Origin of the sequence: Nonomuraea terrae (assembly GCF_004348995.1) — a bacterium.
GTDB lineage: Bacteria > Actinomycetota > Actinomycetes > Streptosporangiales > Streptosporangiaceae > Nonomuraea > Nonomuraea terrae.
The window spans coordinates 1-22,087 of the sequence record NZ_SMKQ01000101.1 but is presented as its reverse complement, the minus strand read 5'-3'; the positions used below and the strand labels follow the sequence as shown (position 1 = coordinate 22,087).

The 22,087-nt window shown below is 70.6% G+C and carries 17 protein-coding genes and 2 pseudogenes; 11 read left to right on the top strand and 8 right to left on the bottom strand.

Features of this window, described 5'->3' with window-relative positions; translation table 11 throughout:
• The first annotated feature begins 94 nt into the window (after window positions 1–94).
• Window positions 95–1,036: a Gfo/Idh/MocA family protein gene (locus tag E1286_RS27340; protein WP_132616872.1), complete on the top strand. Its 942-nt coding sequence runs from the start codon at window positions 95–97 to the stop codon at window positions 1,034–1,036.
• Window positions 1,029–2,144: a zinc-binding dehydrogenase gene (locus tag E1286_RS27335; protein WP_132616870.1), complete on the top strand. Its 1,116-nt coding sequence runs from the start codon at window positions 1,029–1,031 to the stop codon at window positions 2,142–2,144. Before E1286_RS27340 ends, E1286_RS27335 begins: the two co-directional genes overlap by 8 nt.
• A 9-nt stretch (window positions 2,145–2,153) precedes the next feature.
• Here E1286_RS27335 and E1286_RS52155 read toward each other — a convergent pair.
• From E1286_RS52155 to E1286_RS27315, 4 genes and pseudogenes are all read right to left on the bottom strand, one after another.
• Window positions 2,154–3,332: pseudogene (locus E1286_RS52155) on the bottom strand (MGH1-like glycoside hydrolase domain-containing protein); the annotation flags it as partial.
• On the bottom strand, window positions 3,329–4,114 hold the full coding sequence (locus E1286_RS27325; RefSeq protein ID WP_132616868.1) for a sugar phosphate isomerase/epimerase family protein: 786 nt from the start codon (window positions 4,112–4,114) through the stop codon (window positions 3,329–3,331). The pseudogene E1286_RS52155 and the gene E1286_RS27325, both read right to left, overlap by 4 nt.
• Window position 4,115: 1 nt before the next feature.
• Window positions 4,116–5,144 (bottom strand): zinc-binding dehydrogenase, encoded by a 1,029-nt coding sequence (locus tag E1286_RS27320; protein ID WP_132616866.1) that lies wholly within the window; start codon window positions 5,142–5,144, stop codon window positions 4,116–4,118.
• A 96-nt stretch (window positions 5,145–5,240) separates the two neighbouring features.
• Window positions 5,241–5,495, bottom strand: a complete 255-nt coding sequence (locus E1286_RS27315) for a hypothetical protein (RefSeq protein ID WP_132616864.1) — start codon at window positions 5,493–5,495, stop codon at window positions 5,241–5,243.
• 28 nt (window positions 5,496–5,523) lie between these two features.
• Between E1286_RS27315 and E1286_RS48140 the strand changes: the two genes are divergently transcribed.
• The 5 genes from E1286_RS48140 to E1286_RS27295 all read left to right on the top strand — a co-directional run bounded on the left by E1286_RS48140 (window position 5,524) and on the right by E1286_RS27295 (window position 10,151).
• Window positions 5,524–5,682, top strand: coding sequence for a hypothetical protein (locus tag E1286_RS48140; RefSeq protein WP_165969937.1), 159 nt, complete (start codon window positions 5,524–5,526; stop codon window positions 5,680–5,682).
• A gap of 173 nt (window positions 5,683–5,855) precedes the next feature.
• The gene (locus E1286_RS27310) at window positions 5,856–7,226 is read left to right on the top strand and encodes an ABC transporter substrate-binding protein (protein WP_132616862.1); all 1,371 of its coding nucleotides are present in this window, start codon (window positions 5,856–5,858) and stop codon (window positions 7,224–7,226) included.
• Entirely contained in the window at window positions 7,223–8,137 is a 915-nt protein-coding gene (locus tag E1286_RS27305; RefSeq protein ID WP_132616860.1) for a carbohydrate ABC transporter permease, read from the top strand. Before E1286_RS27310 ends, E1286_RS27305 begins: the two co-directional genes overlap by 4 nt.
• Entirely contained in the window at window positions 8,121–8,990 is an 870-nt protein-coding gene (locus E1286_RS27300) for a carbohydrate ABC transporter permease (RefSeq protein ID WP_246075209.1), read from the top strand. Before E1286_RS27305 ends, E1286_RS27300 begins: the two co-directional genes overlap by 17 nt.
• A gap of 3 nt (window positions 8,991–8,993) precedes the next feature.
• A complete protein-coding gene (locus tag E1286_RS27295) occupies window positions 8,994–10,151 on the top strand; it encodes an ROK family transcriptional regulator (protein ID WP_132616858.1) in 1,158 nt (385 codons plus the stop codon).
• A 5-nt stretch (window positions 10,152–10,156) separates the two neighbouring features.
• Here the strand turns inward: E1286_RS27295 and E1286_RS27290 are convergent, their stop codons facing one another.
• Window positions 10,157–10,903, bottom strand: a complete 747-nt coding sequence (locus tag E1286_RS27290) for a helical backbone metal receptor (protein ID WP_132616856.1) — start codon at window positions 10,901–10,903, stop codon at window positions 10,157–10,159.
• 67 nt (window positions 10,904–10,970) lie between these two features.
• On the opposite strand from E1286_RS27290, the gene E1286_RS27285 reads away from it, so the two are divergent.
• Both E1286_RS27285 and E1286_RS27280 read left to right on the top strand, forming a co-directional pair.
• Window positions 10,971–11,957 carry an ATP-binding cassette domain-containing protein gene (locus E1286_RS27285; RefSeq protein WP_132616854.1) on the top strand — a complete coding sequence of 329 codons (987 nt, stop codon included), beginning with the start codon at window positions 10,971–10,973 and terminating at the stop codon, window positions 11,955–11,957.
• Window positions 11,954–12,793, top strand: a complete 840-nt coding sequence (locus E1286_RS27280) for an ABC transporter permease (protein ID WP_132616852.1) — start codon at window positions 11,954–11,956, stop codon at window positions 12,791–12,793. The genes E1286_RS27285 and E1286_RS27280 overlap by 4 nt, the downstream gene beginning before the upstream one ends.
• 2,052 nt (window positions 12,794–14,845) lie before the next feature.
• Here the strand turns inward: E1286_RS27280 and E1286_RS50505 are convergent.
• Window positions 14,846–15,775, bottom strand: a pseudogene (locus E1286_RS50505) (AfsR/SARP family transcriptional regulator); the annotation flags it as partial.
• A gap of 260 nt (window positions 15,776–16,035) precedes the next feature.
• On the opposite strand from E1286_RS50505, the gene E1286_RS27270 reads away from it, so the two are divergent.
• Window positions 16,036–16,947: a TIGR03619 family F420-dependent LLM class oxidoreductase gene (locus E1286_RS27270; protein ID WP_132616850.1), complete on the top strand. Its 912-nt coding sequence runs from the start codon at window positions 16,036–16,038 to the stop codon at window positions 16,945–16,947.
• Here E1286_RS27270 and tpx read toward each other — a convergent pair.
• The gene (gene tpx / locus E1286_RS27265) at window positions 16,917–17,417 is read right to left on the bottom strand and encodes a thiol peroxidase (RefSeq protein WP_132616848.1); all 501 of its coding nucleotides are present in this window, start codon (window positions 17,415–17,417) and stop codon (window positions 16,917–16,919) included. The two genes, E1286_RS27270 and tpx, sit on opposite strands and share 31 nt — an antisense overlap.
• A 238-nt stretch (window positions 17,418–17,655) precedes the next feature.
• On the bottom strand, window positions 17,656–20,871 hold the full coding sequence (gene icmF / locus E1286_RS27260; RefSeq protein WP_132616846.1) for a fused isobutyryl-CoA mutase/GTPase IcmF: 3,216 nt from the start codon (window positions 20,869–20,871) through the stop codon (window positions 17,656–17,658).
• 103 nt (window positions 20,872–20,974) lie between these two features.
• Here icmF and E1286_RS27255 point away from each other — a divergent pair, with 103 nt between their 5' ends.
• The gene (locus tag E1286_RS27255) at window positions 20,975–22,024 is read left to right on the top strand and encodes a glucose 1-dehydrogenase (protein ID WP_132616844.1); all 1,050 of its coding nucleotides are present in this window, start codon (window positions 20,975–20,977) and stop codon (window positions 22,022–22,024) included.
• Window positions 22,025–22,087 lie beyond the last annotated feature (63 nt).

The following is a 22,087-nucleotide window of genomic DNA, read 5'->3' as shown; positions in this document are numbered from 1 at the left end:
CTCATGAGGTCACGGCTTTCTGCCCGCCGAGAAGGCGAACGAACATGTTTGTTTGATACTCGCTAGACGTGGCATATGCCGGGTTGTGTCATCAATGACCCGAGTCGGCATCGTAGGTGCCGGAAATGTCGCCGCCCGCCACGCAGACGTCCTGTCCGGCTTCCCCGATGTCACGATCGCTGGAATAGCCGACACGGATCCCCACAAGGCCGAGGCTCTGGCCTCGAAGCACGGCGCCCCCGCCTATGGCGGCCATGCCGACCTGCTCAGTGCCGGCGGTCTCGATGCTGTCTACGTCTGTGTCCCTCCTTTCGCGCACGGTAACCCGGAACTAGATGTTCTGTCGTGCGATCTACCGATGTTCGTGGAAAAACCCCTTTCGCTGGACCTGCAAACAGCGGAAAACATCGCAGCCGAAATAGAACGGAGATCTCTGCCATCCGCAGTAGGCCATCATTGGCGTTACCTGGACATTCTCCAGCAGGCCCATGACCTGCTCGACGGCCGTCCGGTACGCCTCGCGCTCGGCCACTGGCTCGACAAGGTGCCGCCCGTCGGCTGGTGGCTCGATCCCGGCATGTCCGGCGGCCAGATCGTCGAGCAGGCCGTCCACGTGCTCGACCTGGCGCGGCTGCTGGTGGGCGAGGTGTCCATGGTGCACGCGGTGCCGACGGAGAACACCGTGGACGGCGAGGTCGACCGCGCCACGTCGGCGGTCATGCGTTTCCGTGGCGGCGCCTCCGGCCTGCTGGCGACCGCCTGCCTGCTCTCCCACAAGCACCGGGTGGGGCTGGAGGTCTGCGCCGACGGCATCGCGCTGGAGCTCAGCGAGACCCGCCTGCTCATCGACGGCGAACGCGTCGTCGAGGACGACGGCAACGCCAAGACCCGGGTGGACCGGGAGTTCATCAACGCCGTACAGGGCAGGCGGGCCGATGTTCGCGTACCGTACCGGGAAGCGCTCAGGACCCACCGGCTCGCCCTCGCGCTGGCGCGGTCCGCGACCGAACGGAGGCCGGTGATGCTGGATGAGTGACGCGCTCGCCGAAACGCTGAGCATCGAGGCGCCGGGCGAGGTCCGCCTGGTCGAGGAGAAGCTGCCCGACCTGCCCGACGGCGGGTTCATGGTGGCCACCACCCACAGCGGCATCTCGGCCGGAACCGAGCTGACCTATGTCAAGGGCACCAACCCCTACCTCGGGGCCTCCTGGGACCCGGCGCTCGGGCTGTTCCTGGAGGGCACGCCGTCGGTGTCCTATCCGGTGCGCGGCATCGGCTACATGCAGGTCGGCCTGGTCGTCGAGACGCGGACGCGGGCGGTGTCCGAGGGCGCGCTGGTCGCCATGTGCTACGGGCACCGCACGGCGTACGTGGCCGACCCGATGGCCGATCGGTTCGTGGAGCTGCCGGACGATCTCGACCCCATGCTCGGCATCTACGTCGCCCACATGGGCCCGATCTGCGCCAACGGCCTGCTGCACGCCGCCCACGACCTGTGCGGCCCGGCCGTGCAGGGCCTGGGCGACGGCGTACGCGGGCGGCGTGTCGCGGTCGTGGGCGCCGGCGTGGTCGGCCTGCTGACGGCCATGTTCGCGATCTCCGCGGGCGCGGCCGAGGTCGTCGTCGTGGACGAGACCCCCGAACGGCTCGCCATCGCCGAAGCCCTCGGCGCCAACGTGCTGGCCGCCGACCCGGAGACCGCCGTCGAGCTGAAGCGCCGCTGGCGCCACGGCCCCAATGACCACGGCGCCGACGTGGTGTTCCAGTGCCGCGGGCAGTGCCGGGCGCTGGCGCTCGGCCTGCGCCTGCTGCGCCCCCAGGGCACGCTGGTCGACCTGGCCTTCTACACCCAGGGAGCCGAGGAGGTGCGGCTCGGCGAGGAGTTCCACCACAACGGGCTGACCGTGCGCTGCGCCCAGATCGGCCGGGTGCCGCGCGGCCTCGCGCACGCGTGGGACCGTGAGCGCCTCTCGCACGAGACGATCGCGCTGCTCAGGGAGCGCGGCCGGCTGCTACGCCGGCACGTGATCACTGACGTCGCCCGCTTCGCCGAAGCACCGCAGCTCATGGCCGATCTGGCGGCCGGCCGCCGGCACACCGTTCAGGCCGTTCTCTGCGACGACGTCGAGGACGAGGGCGGCTGACCAGCTGAAGTCGCGGCTGCCGTGGCCGCTCAGGGTGAACGGGTCGAAGTACTCGCGCAACCCCGAGCGGGCCGCGGCGCAGAGCATGCCCCTGGCCAGCGGTCCGGCCAGGTCGGGGCGGCGGTCCTTGAGCCCCTGCCAGACGAGCCAGTCGAGGTTGATCCAGCTCGGGCCGCGCCAGTAGCGGGCCACGTCGAACCCCGGCGCGGACGGTGAGTAGCTGGGCAGCACGCCGTCCTTGAGCGCGAAGCGGTCGAGAGCGGTGTCGATCAGCGCGTCGGCCACCTTGCCGGGCAGGTCGGGCAGCAGCAGCGGGGTCAGCCCGGCTGCGCTGGCGGAGCTGATCAGCCGGCCGGTGCGCACGTCGCGGGGCTGGAAGAGCGCGCCGTCGAAGAGGTGGTCGACCATCGCCTCGGTCGTCGCCTCGGCCTCGCGCTCGTGCGGCCCGGGGTCGAGCCCGAGCTCGCGCGCGATCAGCGCGAGGATGTGCTCGGCCAGCCCGTACGCGGCGTTGAACAGCGGGTCCTCGACCTGGAACTGCCCGTTCACACGGTAGCCGGAGTCACGGTAGGCGAGGGCGAGGGTGACGTAGCGCTCGTAGTCGCGGTCGGTGGGCCGCTCCTCGGCGCTGACGCTGTCGAGGTCCTTGCGGACGAACCCGGTGTTTCCCGGCTCCACGGCCCGCAGCGGCTCGTCCCAGGCCGGGCTGTTGTCCATGCCCGACTCCCAGGGGTGCACGATCGAGATCAGCCCCTTCGCGGAGCGCCGGGCCGCGCGCAGGAACTCCTGCTGCGCCACCAGCCGGGGGTAGATCCGGCGCAGGAACGCCGCGTCGGGCTCGGCCAGGTACGTCTTCCACACGGCCAGGGCGTGCACGGGCGGCTGGACGATGCCGGAGGTCGCCGACCCGGAGGGGGCGTGTACTTCCCAGAAGCGGGGCCCCGGGAAGTAGGCCGCCTCCGGCACCTTCGGGTTGAACACGATGTGCGGCACCCTGCCGTCCTGCCACTGGGCGCCGAACAACGACAGCAGCTCCGTCCTGGCCCGTCGCGGGGACAGGCGGGCGTTGCCGATCGCGATGAAGGCGGAGTCCCAGCTCCACTGGTGCGGATAGAGGCGACGGGAGGGGACCGTGTAACTGCCGTCCCAGTTGCTCACCAGAACGCGCACGGCGTCGCGGAGGATCATAGGAATTTCCTCACGAAGGCAGCGGTTTGGGGGAGAACGATCTCGGGCTCCCCGCGCAGGCGGCACTCGAGAGCGAGGTAGCCGTCATAGCCGACAGCGTCGAGCGTGGCCAGCTGCGCGCCCCAGTCGATGTGGCCGGTGCCGGGCTGGTTCCTGTTCGACTCGCTGATCTGCATGTGGGCGATGTAGGGGGCGGCCTCGATCAGCGACCGGCAGGGGTCGTCCTCCTCGATGTTCATGTGGTACGTGTCGCCGACGACCCTGATGGAGTCCATCGCGCAGTAGGAGACGGCCTCGGCCAGCGTGTTGACCATGTGGTTCTCGTAGCGGTTGAGGGGCTCCAGCATGATGAGGACGCCGTTGCGCTGCGCGTGCTCGCCCAGGACGCCGAGCGCCTCGGCCAGCACCTCGCGGTCCTCCTCCGGGCTGCGCGGCGGCTCGAACGGCGGCAGCCGCCGGGAGAACTGACCCCACGACGCCGGCGTCATGACCCCGATGCCGCCCAGCTCGGCGATCACCGTGAGCTGCGAGCGGAGCTGCTGGATCGCGTCCTTGCGCTTGGCCGGGTCGAAGTCGCCGATGAAGTGCGGCATGTCCACGCAGACCGTGGGCATGACGACACCGTCGGCCAGGGCTCGCTTGAGCTCGGTCAGGCGGCCCGCGAAGTGGAAATCGCCCTTGCCGCGCAACTCGATGGCGTCGAATCCGGCGTCCACCGCGAACGCGAACTTCTCCTGCAGCGTGCGGCCAGGAAGAAGCTGCTCCTGTACGGCGAGCTTCATGTCACTCCTTGAATTCGAAGACGAGCTGGAGCACCTCGGACTGGTGCTTGTCGAGCAGATCGAAGGCCTCGGCGGCTTGGTCCACGGGCATGACGTGGCTCACGAGCGCCCGTGCGTCGATCTCGCCGCGGTACACGAGCTCCATGAAGGTGCGCTGCAGGCGTTCGACGTCCCATCGGTGCGACAGCCAGGAGGCGACGCCGCCGATCTGGGAGGAGACGAGCTGGACCTGGTTGTGGTGGAACTCCTCGCCCAGCCGCAGCCCGACGCTGTCGCCCTGGTAGAACCCGGCGGCGACGACCCGGCCCCCCTTGCGGACGGTCCTGATGGCCTCGTGCAGGCCGAGGTTGCTGCCGCTGAGCTCGATCACGGTGTCGGCGCCCTCGACACGCTTGCGCATGAACTCGGCGACCGAGCCCGCGCGCACGTCGAACGTCTCGGCGGCGCCGAACCTCCTGGCCAGCTCCAGCCGGTCGGAGATGGCGTCGGCGGCGACCACGCCGGCCCCGCTCAGCACGGCCAGGCGGGTGGCGAGCAGCCCGATGACGCCCTGGCCGAAGACGGCGACCTGGTCGCCGAGGTGCACGTCGGCGGCGTGGACGGCGTTGAGCGCGATGGCCCCGACCCGGGCGAGGACGCCGGTGATCGGGTCGACGCCGGCCGGCAGCACGTGGCCGACGAGCCTGTCGGCGGGCAGGACGGCCTCGGCGCGGTGGCCCCAGATGCCCCACACCAGGCAGCCGAGCGGCGGGTCTGCCACGTCGGGCGCGGCCTCCACCACCTCGCCGACCTCCTGGTAGCCCCAACCGGCCAGCGGATACGCATGCGTCTGTCCTTCGACGAAGAGCCGGCGCTCGGTGTCCCACTTGCGACTGAGATAGGGATTGGTACCGCGGTAGGCAGTGAGTTCGGTGCCCGCTGAGACTCCTGAGTAGAGCGTGCGTACTCGCACGGAGCCCGGCACGAGATCGGCGGGCGCCTCCAGGCCGACGCGGACATGGCCTGGCTCTTCGAAGGTGATGACGCGCATTCCCCACACTTACGCTTTTTGATCAGACAAAAGACAAAGCTTTAGTCCTTGTTTGCAAACGATAGTTGCGCTCGTAACACTCACAAGTCTACGACTTCAGTCGAAGATGTGACTGATGAAATTGGGGTTCCTGACTGCGTGTCTTCCGGAAAGCGACCCTTCCGACATCGCCATGAGGCCGTCGAGCAGGGTTTCGAGGCCCTTGATGAAGCCGGCTGACCGGCTCGGGATGACACAAATCACACCAGGGTAGATCGTTGCCGCGAAGCAGAACGCGATCGTTTCAGGCGAATCTTCGGGGAGACCGGACTGACGCTTTCCTCTGCCGCGTACGACGAGAACAATCTTCACCCTGGGCAAGGGCCCCTGGTGAACGCGCATGTCAGGCGTTCCGTGGCCGACGCGGCCGCCCGACGACCGGCACGTCCGCCGGCCGCGGGCCCGGCCGGCCGTGCGCGACGACCTCGAACGCAGCCGGAGACCGCTGGCCGACTACGCGAAAGATGCCGGGGGGAGATCGTTGTGGGCGACCGCGTGAGGAAGTGCTGGCACCCCGATGGGCATCCCGGGAACCTCGCCGCCAAGCGCGAGAGACGCGGGCCTGGAGCGGAGCACGGACAGAGTACAGAACGGTCTCTGTATCGCTTACCGCACGTTGCGTGACCTCATCCGGGGGTAAGGGCGGCATATCCCCAACCGGAGGAGCGTGTGATGCCCAACAAGGTTACCGCCGTCCTCTCCGTCGCCCTCCTGGCCGTCGCCTCCCTGGCGGCCTGCGGGGACGACGGCGGCGGGCAGTCGTCCGCGAACGAGATCACCGTCTGGACCGAGGAGAACCTCGAGGACCGGATGGCCCTGCAGACCGCGATCGTCAACGAGTTCACGCAGAAGACCGGGATCCGGGTCAAGCTCGTCGGCGTGGCCGAGGACCAGTTCAGCCAGACCGTCACCGCAGCCGCCGCGGCCGGCGACCTGCCGGACGTCATCGGGGCGCTGCCGCTGGCCCAGGTGCGCGAGCTGGAGGCCAACGACCTGCTCGACACCGAGACCCCAGGTCGGATCGTCGACCAGCTCGGCCGTGACACCTTCTCCCCCCGCGCGCTGGAGCTCGACTCCTCCGGCGGCACGCTGCTCGCGGTGCCGAGCGACGGGTGGGCGCAACTCCTCCTCTACCGCAAGGACCTGTTCGAGAAGGCCGGGCTGCAGGCGCCCGACACGTACGAGACGCTGGAGGCCGCGGCGGCGAAGCTGAACACCGGCGGCGTCGCGGGCATCACACTGGCGATCGCGCCGCGCGACTCGTTCACCGCGCAGAGCTTCGAGCACGTCGCCCTGGCCAACGGCTGCGAGCTGGTGGACGGCTCCGGCAACGTCACCCTCGACTCGCCGCAGTGCGTACGGGCCTTCGAGTTCTACGCCAAGCTCGCCTCCGACTACTCCGTCAAGGGCCGGCAGGACGTCGACTCCACCCGGGCCACGTACTTCTCCGGCAAGGCGGCCATGATGATCTGGTCGTCGTTCATCCTGGACGAGATGGCGGGGCTGCGAAAGGACGCGCTGCCGAGCTGCGCCGAGTGCCGCGACGACCCGCAGTGGCTGGCCGAGAACACGGGCGTCGTCACCGCGCTCAAGGGCCCCGACGGCGGCGCCCCCGCCCAGTACGGCGAGATCGTCTCCTGGGCGATCACCCGCGACGCGAACCGGGACGCCTCCGCCCGGTTCGTCACGTACATGATGAGCGAGGGCTACGAGCGCTGGATCGGCATGGCGCCCGAGGGCAAGGTCCCCACCCGCAAGGGCTTCGACACCGCCTGGGAGAAGATGCCCGCCGGCGTCGACGACAAGCGGCCGCTGGCCGACGTCTACCCCGCCGACGTGCTGGACGCGCTGCGCAAGAGCCCGGACACCTTCGCCCGCTGGGGCATCCCGCAGGGCCAGGGCAAGCTGGTCGGCGCCACGATGGGCGAGCTGCCCGTGCCGAAGGCGCTCAGCGCGATCGTCGACGGCTCCATGACCCCGCAGGCCGCCGCCGCCCAGGCGAAGTCGGAGGTCGAGTCCATCAAGCGCGGGATCCGCGAGTGAGCCCCCGCACTCTCAGGCAGCAGGAGGGGCGGGCGGGCCTCACGCTCATCTCGCCCACGCTGATCATCACGCTGGTGGTCGTCGTGCTGCCGCTGCTGTGGGCGATCATGCTCGCGTTCCAGGACGTACGGCTGATCAACATCCGGCAGGTGGGCCTGTTCGGCAACTACACGCTGGAGAACTTCGCCTACGTCGTCTCCGAGCCGGGTTTCTGGTCGTCGCTGGTCAACACGCTGATCTACACCGTCGCCGGCACGGCGCTGTCGATCGCCATCGGCCTGGTGACCGCGCTGGCGCTGCGCGACAGGTTCAGGGGCAGGACCATCGTGCGGGCCTCGATCCTGATCCCGTACGTGGCCCCGGTCGTCGCGGTCGCGTTCCTGTGGGAGACGATGCTCAACCCCCAGTACGGCATCGTCAACACCTGGCTCGACGAGCCGGTCGCGTTCCTGAGCCAGGCCCAGGGCGAGTTCCTCGGCATCCAGGTGCCGGTGGCGCTGCTGACGGTGATCGCGTTCGAGGCGTGGCGGTATTTCCCGTTCGCGTTCCTGTTCATCCTGGCCCGGCTGCAGGCGCTGCCGTCCGAGCTGGACGAGGCCGCGGTGGTCGACGGCGCCACGCCGACCCAGCGGTTCCGCTACGTGATCATGCCGCAGCTGTGGCGCATCATCGCGCTGCTTGCGGTGCTGCGGTTCGTGTTCACGTTCACCAAGTTCGACGACGTCTACCTGCTGACCGGCGGCGGCGCCGGCACCGAGGTGGTCAGCGTGCGGGTCTACAACTTCCTGACCGCCCGCGACGACATCGGCGCCGCCGCGGCGCAGTCGATCGTGCTGGCGGTCTTCCTGGTCGTCTTTCTGATCGTCTATCTGAAGTTCTTCGCGGGAGGCGAGCGTGAGCAGGGCCGTTGAGCCGACCATGAGCCGCGACAGGTTCGAACGCGGCCTGCTGAAGGTGCTCAGACCGGTGGTGATCGCGTTCCTCTTCCTGATCACCGGGTTCCCGTTCCTGTACATGGTGATGCTGTCCGTACGCGACATCCAGGAGCTCATCCTGGAGCCCGGCTCGTTGTGGCCGCGCGCCTTCACCCTGGACACCTACGAGAACGTGCTGACCCGGCAGGGGTTCCTGATCTTCCTCAAGAACAGCGCGATCGTCTCGGTCGCCTCGGTGCTGGTCACGCTGCTGATCTCGATCCCGGGCGCGTACGCCGTCGCGCGGCTGCGCTTCTTCGGCCGGCGGCAGGTGCACTTCCTCTTCCTCGCGGTGTACCTCTTTCCGGCGATCGTGCTGGCCATCCCGCTGTTCGTGTTCTTCACGATGATCGGGCTGCGAGGTTCGCTGATCGGTTTGGTGCTCGTTTATATCGCGCAGACCGTGCCGGTCACGGTATACATGCTGCGCAACTACTTCGAGACCGTGCCGCAGAGCGTGGAAGAGGCGGCCGCGATCGACGGGTGCACGAGGTTGTCGACCATCTGGCGTGTGGTGCTGCCGCTGTCCAAGCCCGCGCTGATGGCGACCGGCCTCTACGCGTTCATGATCGCGTGGAACGAGTTCCTGTTCGCCCTGCTGTTCCTCGTGGAGCGGCGGGAGAGCTGGACGGTTTCGCTCGGGCTCTCGCAGCTGGCGGGGAGCATCGAGATCCCGACGACGGTCCTGATGGCAGGTTCCGTGGTGCTCACACTGCCCATTGTGATCGTGTTCTTCGCCAGCGAACGGCTGCTGACGGAGGGCCTCACCGCAGGGGCGGAGAAGGGATAGATCATGCTGACGGCAGGGCAGATCCTCCAGCTCATCCGCAATGGCGCCTGCCGTACCCGCAAGGAGCTGATCGAGCACACCGGGCTGTCGCGCTCGACGATCACCGACCGGGTCGACCGGCTGATCGACGCGGGCTACATCCACGAGTGCGGCGTGGCCAGCTCCGGGGGCGGGCGGCCGCCCTCGGTGCTGGACGTGGACGCCGCCAGGAGGCTGATCCTGGTGGCCGACCTGGGCGCCACCCACGCCAGGGTGGCGCTGACCGACCTGGCCGCCCGGACGCTGGCCGAGGAGCGCACCGAGATGCGCATCGAGCTCGGGCCCGAGGCCGTGCTGTCGTGGGTGCGGCAGACGTTCCAGCGCATGCTCGACCGGGCCGGGCGGATGCCGGACGAGGTGTGCGGGGTGGGCCTCGACGTGCCCGGCTCCGTCGACCAGACCAGCGGCCGGGTCATCCGGTCATTCCTCATGCCCGGCTGGGACGACTACCCGGTGGGCGAGGCCATCGCCGCGACGTACGGCGTGCCGATCCTGGTGGAGAACGACGCCAACGCGATGGCGCTGGGCGAGTGGTGGTCCACGTGGCGCGGCTCCGACGCGCTGCTGCTGGTCAAGGTGTCCACGGGGATCGGCACCGGCATCATCTTCGACGGCCGCATCTACCGGGGCGTCGAGGACGCCGCCGGCAACATCGGTCACGTGCGGTTAAACGAGGACGACGACCGCGTCTGCACGTGCGGCTCGCGCGGCTGCGTGGCGTCGCTGGCCAGCGGCCACGCCCTGGCGGGCGACCTCGGCGTCGGCTCCAGCCGCGACGTCGTGCGCCTGGTCCAGGCCGGCGACCCGGCGGCCATCTCACGCGTCCAGGAGGCCGGGCGCACGCTGGGCGTGGTGCTGGCCACCGCGATCAGCCTGCTCAACCCGGCCGTGCTGGTGTTGTCCGGTGACATGGCCGAGACCGGCGAGCACTACCTGACGGGCATCAGGGAGATCGTCTACCGGCGCAGCCTGCCGTACACGACCCGCAACCTCAAGATCGCCACCGGCTCGCTGGGCGAGCGGGCGGCGATCGTGGGAATGGCAGTGATCGTCATGGAGCACGTGCTCTCCGCCGCCTCCGTCGACGCCGCGCTGGCCGCCGAACCCGGCACGGTGGGCTGAGGCGGTCAGCCGAGCGCCGCGCGCAGCAGGGCGGGGGCGTCCACGAGGGAGGGGCCGTACCACGTGAGCAGGCGGCCGCTGACCAGGGCGCAGGTGAGGTCGGGGAACGACTCGGGGCCGTCACCCGCGCTGAAGGCGTACGGCTCGTCGGGCAGGACCACGAGGTCGGGGCGGCGTGCGGTCAGCTCGGGAAGCGGGATCTTGGGATAGCGCTCGGGATGGTCGGCGTACAGGTTGTCCACGCCCAGGTGGCGCAGCACGTCGCCGGTGAACGTCTCACGGCCTGCCACCATCCAGGGGCGCCGCCAGATCGGCACGATCGCCGTGCGTCTCGGACCCGCGTACGGCTCGCCCCACGCCCGCCGTGCCGCCTCCAGCCAGGCGGGCGGCTCGACGCGGCACGCCCGGGTGAACATGCGCTCCAGCGAGGCGAACGCCTGCTCCAGCGTCACGATCCGGGTGACCCAGACCGCGAGGCCCGCCGCGCGCAGGGCCTCGATGTCCTGCGGGCGGTTCTCCTCGAAGTTGGCCAGGACCACGTCGGGCCGCAGCCGCCTGATCGTGTCGAGGTCGGGGTTCTTGGTGCCGCGGACCCTCGCCACGTCGAGATCGCCCGGGTGGGAACACCAGTCGGTGGCCCCCACCAGCGCGTCCGGGACGGTCGCCGCCACCGACTCGGTCAGCGACGGCACCAGCGACACGATCCGGCGTACGGCGCCGGGAATCTCCACGGTTGCTCCGGTGTCGTCCACACCAGCAGCCTAGGTCGTGAAACCGGCGCGAGGGGGCCGTGAAACCGGGGGCGGCGACAGTGCTGTCATGAACATCACGGAACCCGGAACGGAACCGGCCGTACGCGCGGAAGGGCTGGTCAAGGCGTTCGGCGAGCACCGTGCCGTGGACGGCATCGACCTCGACGTACGGGCCGGCGAGATCTTCGGCGTCCTCGGCCCGAACGGCGCCGGCAAGACCACCACGCTGCGGATGCTGGCGACGCTGCTGCCGATCGACGCCGGCCGTGCCGAGATCTTCGGCGTGGACGTGGCCGCCGACCCGCACGTGATCAGGCAGCTGGTCGGCGTCACCGGGCAGTACGCCTCGGTCGACGAGAACCTGACCGCGCGCGAGAATCTCTGGCTCTTCAGCCGGCTGCAGGGCATCCCCTCCGCGCGCGCCAAGCGGATCGCCGACCGGCTGCTCGGCCAGTTCGGCCTGGAAGAGGCCGCGGACAAGACGCTCGCGCACTTCTCCGGCGGCATGCGGCGCCGCCTCGACCTGGCCGCCAGCCTGATCACGAGACCGCCGTTGATCTTCCTCGACGAACCGACCACCGGCCTCGACCCGCGGACCCGCGGCCAGATGTGGGACACCATCCGCGGCCTGGTGGCCGACGGCTGCACGGTGCTGCTCACCACGCAGTACCTCGACGAGGCCGACCAGCTCGCCGATCGCATCGCCGTCATCGACCGCGGCCGGAAGGTGGCCGAGGGCACGCCCGACGAGCTGAAGACGGCGGTCGGCGACTCCACCCTGCAGCTGCTGCTCGCCGAACCCGGCGAGGTGCCGGCCGCCGTCGAGGTCGTCCGGCGCGTCCTCGGCTCCGACCCGGTGCTCAGCCCGGAGCAGGGCCGCCTCAACGTCGCGCTCGACCAGGCCGACCGGGCCGCGGACGTGCTGATCGCGCTGCGTACCGCCGGGGTCTCGATCTCCTCGGTGAGCGTGGCCAAGCCCAGCCTGGACGAGGTGTTCCTCGCCCTGACCGGCCACGAGACGGATGACAGGACCGATGTGGAGGAGAACCGATGAGCAGCACGACGATCGCGCCCGCCCGGCAGACCGTACGGGCGGCGGAGCGGGTGGCGGCCGCCCGGCGGCACGTCTCCATGGGCGAGACGCTCGCCCAGACCATGACCATGGCGTGGCGGGCCGTCAAGAAGATGCGCCGCAACCCCGAGCAGTTCTTCGACGTGGTGCTGCAGCCGATCTTGTTCACCGCGATGTTCGCCTATGTCTTCGGCGGCGCGATCGCCGGTGACGTGGAGAGCTATCTCCCGCTGATGATCCCGGGCATCCTCGCCCAGACCGTCCTGACGACGTGCATGGTCACCGGGACGCAGCTGCGCGAGGACATGGAGAAGGGCGTCTTCGACAGGTTCAAGTCGTTGCCGATCGCCCGGATCGCGCCGCTCGCCGGCCCGATGGTGGCCGACCTGCTGCGCTACGCGACCGCGGCGACCCTGACCTTCTCCATGGGCCTGCTGATGGGCTATCGCCCCGGTGGAGGGGTGACGGGCGTGCTCGCCGCGATCCTGCTGGCGATCCTCACCGGCTGGTCGCTGGCGTGGATCTTCACCTGGGTCGGCACGATCGCCAAGAGCGCCCAGGCCGTCCAGGGCATCTCCATGATGATCCTGTTTCCGCTGACCTTCCTGTCGAACGCGTTCGTCCCCGTCGGCACACTGCCCGGCTGGCTTGCCGCGTTCGTCCGGGTCAACCCGGTCTCACACCTGGTCACGGCCGCTCGCGACCTCGCCAACGGCGCTCTCGTGAGCACTGAGGTGGCCTGGACGCTGCTGGCCTGCCTGGTCGTCGTCGCGGTCTTCGCGCCGCTGTCGGTACGCAGCTACAAGCGGCACATCTGACGTCCCGGAGAGCCTTGCGACGAGGGCCTGCGCTTCGCCGAGGAGGTCGTCGCCGCGCCGGTCGCCGTACTCGGCGCGCACGCGGGCGAGCATCCCCGGCGCGACGTCCTCGGCGTACGGCTCGATCTGCTCAAAGGTCATGCTGGGCATCATGCCGTTGTAGGAGAACCGCTCGGCCAGCACCAGCGAAGCGACCGCGTCGCGGGGAGCCGCGGCCTCCCGCAACAGCCCCCAGGTGCCGAGCGCGAAGAGCAGCGAGCCGCTCACCGGGTAGTCGATGAGCGTGCTCTCCGCGTTCAGCACATCGCGGGCCCGGCCGGTGGAGCAGGACAGGAACAACTCCTCACCGTACGGGAGATCCGCCGGCCCGGCGTGGTAGGCGTGCGCCGTCAGGGCGAGCGCCTCCGCCGTGACCACCCACGGCTCGAACCCCGAGCTCGGCATCCCCGGCAGCCGCAGATCGCGCGCCCGCTGGACGGCCAGGCGGTAGTCGGCGAGGGCGGCCGCCGTTTCGCCGCGCGCGAGGGCGAGTTCGGCGGCGCACAACGAGACGATCGCCAGCCCGCCGAGAACCGCCTCGCTGTCGTTGATGCGGATGATCTCCGCGAGCTCGGCTTCAGCGGTCGCGTGGTCGCCGTCGGCGATCGCGGTGATCAGCAGTATGGAGCGCAGCTGCGTCTCGTCGTCCGTGGCGCCGAGGCGGCGCAGGACCGGCAGCGCGACGCGCGCATGGGCGATCGCCCGCCGCCGGTCGCCGCGCTGCATGCTCAGGTGGCCCAGCACGTTGTGCAGGACGGCCGCGAACCACGGCCCCTCGTCCTCGCGGAGCAGCGTCAGGGCACGCTCGGCCGCCGCGATCGCCCCGGCCGTGTCGCCCGCGTTCTCCAGGACGTGGACGCTCGTCTGCGTCGCCATCAGCGCCACGTCACGGTCGGCGCTGCGGCACAACATCTCCAGCCGGCCCCGCAGATCGGCGCCTTCCGACGGGTCGCACGCGAGCGCCACCGTCACCATCGCCGCGAGGCGAGAATCCGTCGTGTCGTGGACGGGCAGCCGGCTGAGCAGCTCGCGCAGCTGCCCGTCGCGGCCGTCGACGACGATCATCGTGTTCATGAGCGTGACCAACAGGGCGGCCCGGGTGGCCTCCACGAGCTCCGGCGACGGGAACCACCCCCTGACCGCCTGGATGATCGCGTCTCTGAGCGCGATGACCCTGGCGTGGTCGCCGCGGATCGACCACAACGCGCCCACGCCGTTCAGCAACTGGACCGCCGTGGCGGGATCGGGCTCGGCGAGCGCCTGACGGAGCAGATCGGTGAGATTGACCTCCTCGGCCCGCAGCGCGTCGACCGCCGCGAACTGGTCCGGACTGAACACCTTGGCGGCGTTGTGCAGCGAGTAGTCCGTCGCCCACGCCCGCAGCGCGGCCCGCGCGGGCCGTTCTTCGCCGGCCTCCTTCAGGCGCACCCGGCCGAACTCCCTGACGGTCTCCAGCATCCGGTAACGCATGCCGTACGCCGTCTCGTGGACGCTCAGCAGCGACTGCTCGGTCAGCGCGTGCACGGCGTGCAGGGCGTCGGGGCCGAGCACGTACTCGGCGGCGGCCAGCGTGAAGCCGTCGCCGAACCGGGACAACCACCGCAGGGCCCGACGCTCGGGCTCAGCGAGCAGGTTCCACGACCAGTCGATGACGGCGAGCAGCGTCTGATGCCGGTCAGGGGCGCTGCGATCGCCGCCGCGCAGCAGGGCGAACCGATCGGCCAGGCGCCGCGCGATCTCCTCGACCGACATCACCCGCACCTTGGCCGCGGCCAGCTCGATCGCGAGCGGCAGCCCGTCCAGCCGGGTGACGATCTCGCGGACCGCCCTGTCGTCGATGCGCACGCCGGGGCGGGCCGCCGTGGCGCGCTGGCGGAAGAGCTCCACCGCGTCGCCGGGCTCCAGTTCGCCCAGCGGGTAGACCCGCTCGGCGGGGATCGACAACGGGGCGCGGGACGTGGTCAGCACCCGCAGGTCTCGCGTGGTGGCGGTCAGGAAGGCCGTCAGATCGGCGACGGCATCGATCACGTGCTCGCAGTTGTCGAGGATCAGCAAGGCCGGGGCCTGGTCGAGATGCCGGGCGATGCGGGCGCGGATGTCGGCACGCTGCTCGGACGTCAGCGCACGGCGCTCGCTGACCGAGTCGCGGACCCCGAGCGCCGAGCCGACCTCCCCGATGACGCCCTCGGGCGAGGAAACGCCGACGAGCCCGACGAAGTGGACGACGGGTTGCGTGGCGTTCCTGCCGACGACGTGGGCGAGGCGCGTCTTGCCCAGCCCGCCGGGCCCGATGACGGAGACCACCCGGTTGGCCCGCAGCAGGGCGTGCACCGCGCGGATGTCGCCGTCGCGGCCGAGCAGCGAGGAGCCGTCGTACAGCACGCCCGCTCGCACGGGCCGGTCGGCGGCGAGTAACGCGGCGTGCACGCGGGCGAGCTCCGGCCCCGGGTCCGTGCCGAGGTGCTCGGCCAGGTCCGCGCGATGGCGTTCGTAGCGCTCCAGCGCCGCGGCGGAGCCGCGTACCGCGGCCTCGCTGCGCAGCAGGCAGGCGAGCAGCTCCTCGTCGTGCGGCCGGACGGCCGCGGCCTCCTCCAGCAGGGGCAGCGCGTCCTTGTGGTCGCCGCCTCGGGAGCGCGCGACGGCCGACACGCGCCGCGCCTCGGCCAGCTGACCGGCGGCGACGGCCCTCAGGTCGGCCAGCGGGCCGGTGGCGGCCTCCAGGCCGCCGGCCACGAGGTCCATGGCCTCTTCGGCGTGGCGGCGCGCGCCGGCCACGTCGTCCTCGGCCAGCGCGGCGTGCGCCCGCTCGACCAGGAGACCGAGCAGCAGCGCGTCCACCTGCTCGTCGGGCAGGCCGAGGCGGTAGCCGCGTGCCGTGCGCGCCACGGCGTCGGCGCAGGTCGCGGCACGGGTCCGTGACACGACGACGTGCAACGCCTTCATGGGGTTGGCGGGCGGGCGGCCCGGCCACAGCTCCTCGACCAGGCGCTCGTCACCGGCCCCGGCCCGGCCGTGCAGGGCGAGGACCGCCAGCAGGGTGTGCGCGCGATCGCCGATCACGCGCGCCCCTCGCCAGCGGACGCCGTCGAGCAAGGTCAGCACCGGAGCCACGCACCCCAGCTTACGAGCGTGCTCGTCGCGTCCCGCGCGGGCGTGAGAAGATCGCTGCCATCCTGTGCGGCGTGGGCGGAAAGGGCCGGGGCATGCGTATCGGGCTGGCAGTACCGCAGTACGGCGTCTTCGCCGCATCGTCCAGTGTGCTGCGGGTCGCGCGGGAGGCCGAGGCCATGGGCTTCGACAGCCTGTGGGCGGGCGACCGGCTGATGACGCCGCTGCGCCCGAAAGACCGCTATCCGGGCGGCGACGGGGCGATCCCGGAGGCGCACCGGGTGTTCCTCGACCCGTTCGCGGTGCTGTCGGTGGCCGCCTCGGTCACCTCGGCCGTACGCCTGGGCACGAGCGCGCTCAACGCCTGCTGGTATCCGCCGGTGGTGCTGGCCCGTTCGCTCACCACGATCGACCACCTGAGCGGCGGCCGGCTGGAGGCGGGGTTCGGGCTCGGCTGGTCGTCGGACGAGTACGCCGCCGCCGGGGTGCCGTGGAAGGATCGCGCCGGCCGCTACGACGCCACGCTCGACGCGCTGGAAGCCATCTGGACGAGCGACCCGGTGGAGTTCGAGCACGACCTGTGGACGATCGTGCCCAGCCACATCGAGCCCAAGCCGGCCCGCCGCCCGCCGATCCACCTGGCCGGCTTCTCCGAGGCGGCGCTGCGCCGCGTCGGCCGCCGCGCCGACGGCTGGCTGACCGCGTCGCTGCCGGTGCCCGTGCTCACCGCCATGTGGCGGACGGTGTGCCGCAGCGCCGAGGAGGCCGGCCGCGATCCCGGCGCGCTGCGCATGATCCTGCGGGCCAACCCGATCGTGACCGACGCGGGCACACCGCCGCGCAGCGGCACGGTCGGCGAGTTGTCGGCCTATCTCGCCACCGTGGCGGCGGCCGGGGTCGACGAGGTCATCCTCGACCTCCAGCACACCGCCACGGGCGATCAGCACCTACTGGAGCTGGCCGGAGAGTTCAAGACTTACTTGAGCGCCGCGAGCGCGGCGTCGTAGTCGGGCTCCTGGCTGATCTCGGGCACCAGCTGGGAGTAGACGACCTTGTTGTCGCCGTCGAGCACGACCACCGCGCGCGCGGCCAACCCGGCCATCGGGCTCGACTCCAGCGCCACGCCGTAGTCCTTGAGGAACTCACGGCCGCGCATGACCGAGAGCGTGGTCACGTTCTCGAGCCCCTCGGCGCCGCAGAACCGCTTCTGCGCGAACGGCAGGTCCGCGGAGATGCACAGCACGGCGATGTCGGGGTGTTCGGCGGCCACCTCGTTGAAACGGCGCACGCTGGCCGCGCAGGTGCCGGTGTCAAGGCTCGGGAAGATGTTGAGCACCTTGGTCTTCTGGCCGAAGTCGTCGAGCGACCGGTCGGCCAGGTCAGCCCCGACCAGGCGGAACGCGGGCGCGGTGTCGCCCGGCTTGGGGAAGGTGCCGGCCACGGTGACCGGGTTGCCCCTGAGAGTGACGTCGGACATGAAACCTCCTGTTAGCGATCTTTCTTCGCTGAGCGTGCCCCGTTCGTGATCCTATCCATGGGGCCCGGCCAACTCGATCACCCCGTCCGCCTCCGGCTCAGCCTGAGACGGCCCTGCCGCGATGTCAGGCTTGAGGTTTCCGGTCGGGCGTCCATACCCATGGGCGGACGGGATGGGTGCTCAGGTCGCCGGCTCCGCGGCGGATCGTCACGGAGGACGGAGCGGAAGTACCGAAGCGCTAGACGTTGCGGCGGTACTGGCCGCCGGCTTCGAAGAGGGCGTCGGTGATCTGGCCGAGAGAGCAGACGCGGGCCGCGTCCATCAGGACCTCGAACGCGTTTCCCTCCGACATCGCCACCTGGCGCAGGCGGGCGAGCTGGGCGGGGGCCTCGTCGCGGTGGCGGTCCTGGAAGGCGCTCAGGCGTTCCAGCTGGGAGCGCTTCTCCTCCTCGGTGCCGCGGGCCAGCTCCAGCTTGTGGGCGTCGGACTGGTCGGCGCCTTCCGGGTTGCGGAACGTGTTCACGCCGATGATCGGCAGCGAGCCGTCGTGCTTGCGCATCTCGTACAGCATGGACTCGTCCTGGATCTTGCCGCGCTGGTAGCCGGTCTCCATCGCGCCAAGCACGCCGCCGCGCTCCGACAGCCGCTCGAACTCGCTCAGCACCGCCTCCTCCACCAGGTCCGTGAGCTCCTCGACGATGAACGAGCCCTGCAGCGGGTTCTCGTTCTTGGCCAGGCCCCACTCACGGTTGATGATCATCTGGATCGCCATGGCGCGGCGCACCGAGTCGGCCGACGGCGTGGTCACGGCCTCGTCGAAGGCGTTGGTGTGCAGGCTGTTGCAGTTGTCGTAGATGGCGATCAGGGCCTGCAGGGTGGTGCGGATGTCGTTGAAGTTCATCTCCTGGGCGTGCAGCGAACGGCCCGAGGTCTGGATGTGGTACTTCAGCTTCTGCGAGCGCTCGTTGGCGCCGTACCGCTCGCGCATGGCCACCGCCCAGATGCGGCGGGCCACCCGTCCGAGCACGCTGTATTCCGGGTCCATGCCGTTGGAGAAGAAGAACGACAGGTTCGGCGCGAAGTCGTCGACGTTCATCCCCCTGGACAGGTACGCCTCCACGTAGGTGAAGCCGTTGGAGAGGGTGAAGGCGAGCTGGCTGATGGGGTTGGCCCCGGCCTCGGCGATGTGGTAGCCGGAGATCGAGACCGAGTAGAAGTTGCGCACGCCGTTCGCGATGAACCACTCCTGGATGTCGGCCATCATCCGCAGCGAGAACTCGGTGGAGAAGATGCAGGTGTTCTGGCCCTGGTCCTCCTTGAGGATGTCGGCCTGCACCGTGCCCCTGACCGTGGCGAGCGTGCGGGTGCGCAGCTCGCGGTCCTCCTGCTCGCCGGGGTCGCGGCCGTGCTCGGCACGGAAGCGCTCTCTGGCCTGGTCGATGGCGGTGTTGAGGTAGAAGGCCAGGATCGTCGGGGCGGGGCCGTTGATGGTCATCGACACGGACGTGTTGGGCGCCGCCAGGTCGAAGCCGTCGTAGAGCACCTTCATGTCGTCGAGCGTCGCGATGGACACCCCAGAAGTGCCGACTTTTCCGTAAATGTCGGGCCGAGGGTCGGGGTCGTGGCCGTACAGGGTCACCGAGTCGAACGCGGTGGACAGCCGCGTCGCCGGCTGGCCCTCCGACAGCAGCTTGAAGCGCCGGTTCGTACGGAACGGGTCGCCCTCACCGGCGAACATCCGCGTCGGGTCCTCGTCGTCCCGCTTGAACGGGAACACCCCCGCGGTGAACGGGAACATCCCCGGCAGGTTCTCACCGCGCAGGAACCGCAGCAGGTCGCCGTGGTCGCTGTAACGCGGCAACGCGACCCGGGGCACGCGGTTGCCCGAAAGCGTCTCGCGCCAGAGCGGGGTGTGGATCTCCCGGTCGCGGATCTTCACGACCAGCTCGTCGGCGCGGTAGCGCTCCTTGATGGCGGGCCAGCCGTCGAGCAGCGCGCGGCTCTCCTCGGTCAGGGCGCTTTCCGCCTGCTCGGCCAGCTCGGCGAGCCGCCCTCCGTCCTCCCCCAGCATCTCGCGGACCGCGGCGAGCTGCTGGCGGCGGCGGGCGATCTCGGCCTGCGCGAGCGTCTCGGCGTGGTACGCCCGCACGGTCTCGGCGATCTCCGCCAGGTAGCGCGACCGGGCGGGCGGCACGATGGCCGCCGACACCTCGGAGGTGCGCCCCTCCACTTGCGGCAGCAGCCCCGGGCCCGTCCCGACCCCGAGCAGCGGCTTGAGGTGGTGGTAGACGGCCGTGACGCCGGCGTCGTTGTAGCGGGCGGCGATGGTGCCGAAGACCGGCATGTCCTCGGGCCTGGCCCCGAACGCCTCGCGGTTGCGCACGAGCTGGCGGCGCACGTCGCGCAGGGCGTCCTCGGCGCCGCGGCGCTCGTACTTGTTGATGACCACGGCCTCGGCGAAGTCGAGCATGTCGATCTTCTCCAGCTGGGAGGCCGCGCCGAACTCGGGCGTCATCACGTAGATCGGCACGTCCACGTGCGGGACGATCCCGGCGTCGCCCTGGCCGATGCCGGGCGTCTCGATGATCACCAGGTCGTGTCCGGCGGCCCGGCAGGCGGTGACCACGTCGTCGAGGCAGGCCGGCACCTCGCTGCTCGCGCCCCGGGTGGCCAGGGAGCGGAAGTACGTCTGCGGGCCCAGGCTGTTCATCCGGATGCGGTCGCCGAGCAGGGCGCCGCCGCCGCGCCTGCGGGTGGGGTCGATGGCGATGATCGCGATGCGCAGCTTGTCGTCGTTGTCGACGCGGAAGCGGCGGACCAGCTCGTCGGTGAGCGACGACTTGCCGGAGCCGCCGGTGCCGGTGATGCCGAGCACGGGGGCCGGCCCGCCGTCGCGCTCCTTGGCGCCGGCCGCGCGCAGGCCCGCGACGAGGTCCTCGGGGGCGCGTCCGGACTCGATGAGGGTGATCGCGCGGGCCAGCGCCGCCTGGTCACCGGAGACCACGGCCTCCACCGACGGCGGGTCGCCCAGCTCGACGTCACACTCCTCGATCAGCTTGTTGATCATGCCGGGCAGGCCGTACCGCTGGCCGTCCTCGGGCGAGAAGACGCGGGCGACGCCGCGCGAGTGCAGCAGCGCGATCTCCTCGGGGACGATCACTCCCCCGCCGCCGCCGTACACCCTGATGTGCCCGGCGCCGCGCTCGCGCAGCAGCTCCACCAGGTAGGAGAAGAACTCGACGTGGCCGCCCTGGTAGGAGCTGATGGCGACGCCCTGGACGTCCTCCTGGATGGCGGCCGTGACGATCTCGTCCACGGAACGGTTGTGGCCCAGGTGGATGACCTCCGCTCCCTGGGACTGCAGGATCCGCCGCATGATGTTGATCGCCGCGTCGTGCCCGTCGAACAGGGCCGCGGCGGTCACGAAACGTACGGGGTGTACCGGGACGTGCACGCCTGATCACTCCTTCGTGGAGGCTTCACCTTCGAAGATACTAGGACGTCCTACTATTTCCCACAGTCGCCGGGGTAGGGGCAGAGGCGAGGGGGTGAGAGCGATGCGCGCACTGACGTTCGTACCCCGCATGAAAGGGACGCTCGCCGTGGAGGAGCTCACCGACCCGCGGCCGGGCCCTGGCGAGCTGCTCGTCCAGGGGCTCGCCCTGGGCGTCTGCGGCACCGACCGGGAGCTGGAGCTGGGCGAGTACGGCTGGCCGCCCCCGGAACGCGAGCGCATGGTCATCGGGCACGAGTCGCTCGGCCGGGTGCTGGAGAGCCCCGAGGGCTCGGCGTTCTCGCCCGGCGATCTGGTCGTGGGCGTCGTCCGCCGGCCCGATCCAGAGCCGTGCGGGGCCTGCCGGCGCGGCGAGTTCGACATGTGCCGCAACGGCCGCTACACCGAGCGCGGCATCAAGGAACTCGACGGGTACGCCAGCGAGCTGTGGACCGTGAAGGCCGCCTACGCCGTCCGGGTGGATCCCTCGCTGGAGAGCGTCGGCGTGCTGGTGGAGACCGCATCGGTGGTGGCCAAGGCGTGGGAGCAGATCGAGCGGATCGGCTCGCGGGCCTGGTTCGAGCCGCAGACCGTGCTGGTCACGGGCGCCGGGCCGGTGGGGCTGCTGGCGGCGCTGTTCGGGCGGCAGCGCGGTCTGGAGGTCCACGTGCTCGACCGGGCCGCGCCGGGCCTCAAGTCGAGCCTGGTGGAGGAGCTGGGGGCGACGTACCACTCGTCCTCGACGCTGGAGGCGTTCGGGGACGACAAGCCGGACGTCATCATCGAGTGCACCGGGGCGGGGCAGCTCGTCATCGACGCCCTGACCACCACGGCCGCCGCGGGCATCGTCTGCCTGTGCGGCCTGTCGTCGGGCGGGCGCGCCCACCGCGTGGACGCCGGGGTGATCAACCGGGACATCGTCCTGGAGAACGACGTGGTCTTCGGCACGGTCAACGCCAACCAGCGCCATTACCGCGACGCCGCGGCCGCGCTGGCCAAGGCGGACCTGTCCTGGCTGGAACGCCTCATCACCCGCCGCGTCCCCCTCTCGAACGCCCTGGAGGCCTTCGAACCCGCGGGCGACGTCAAGGCGGTCGTCGACCTCACGACCTGACGATCAGGTCGGATCGTACGGCTTGCGCCTGGTGGGAGTGGACCGGCGGGCGGGACCGGCGGG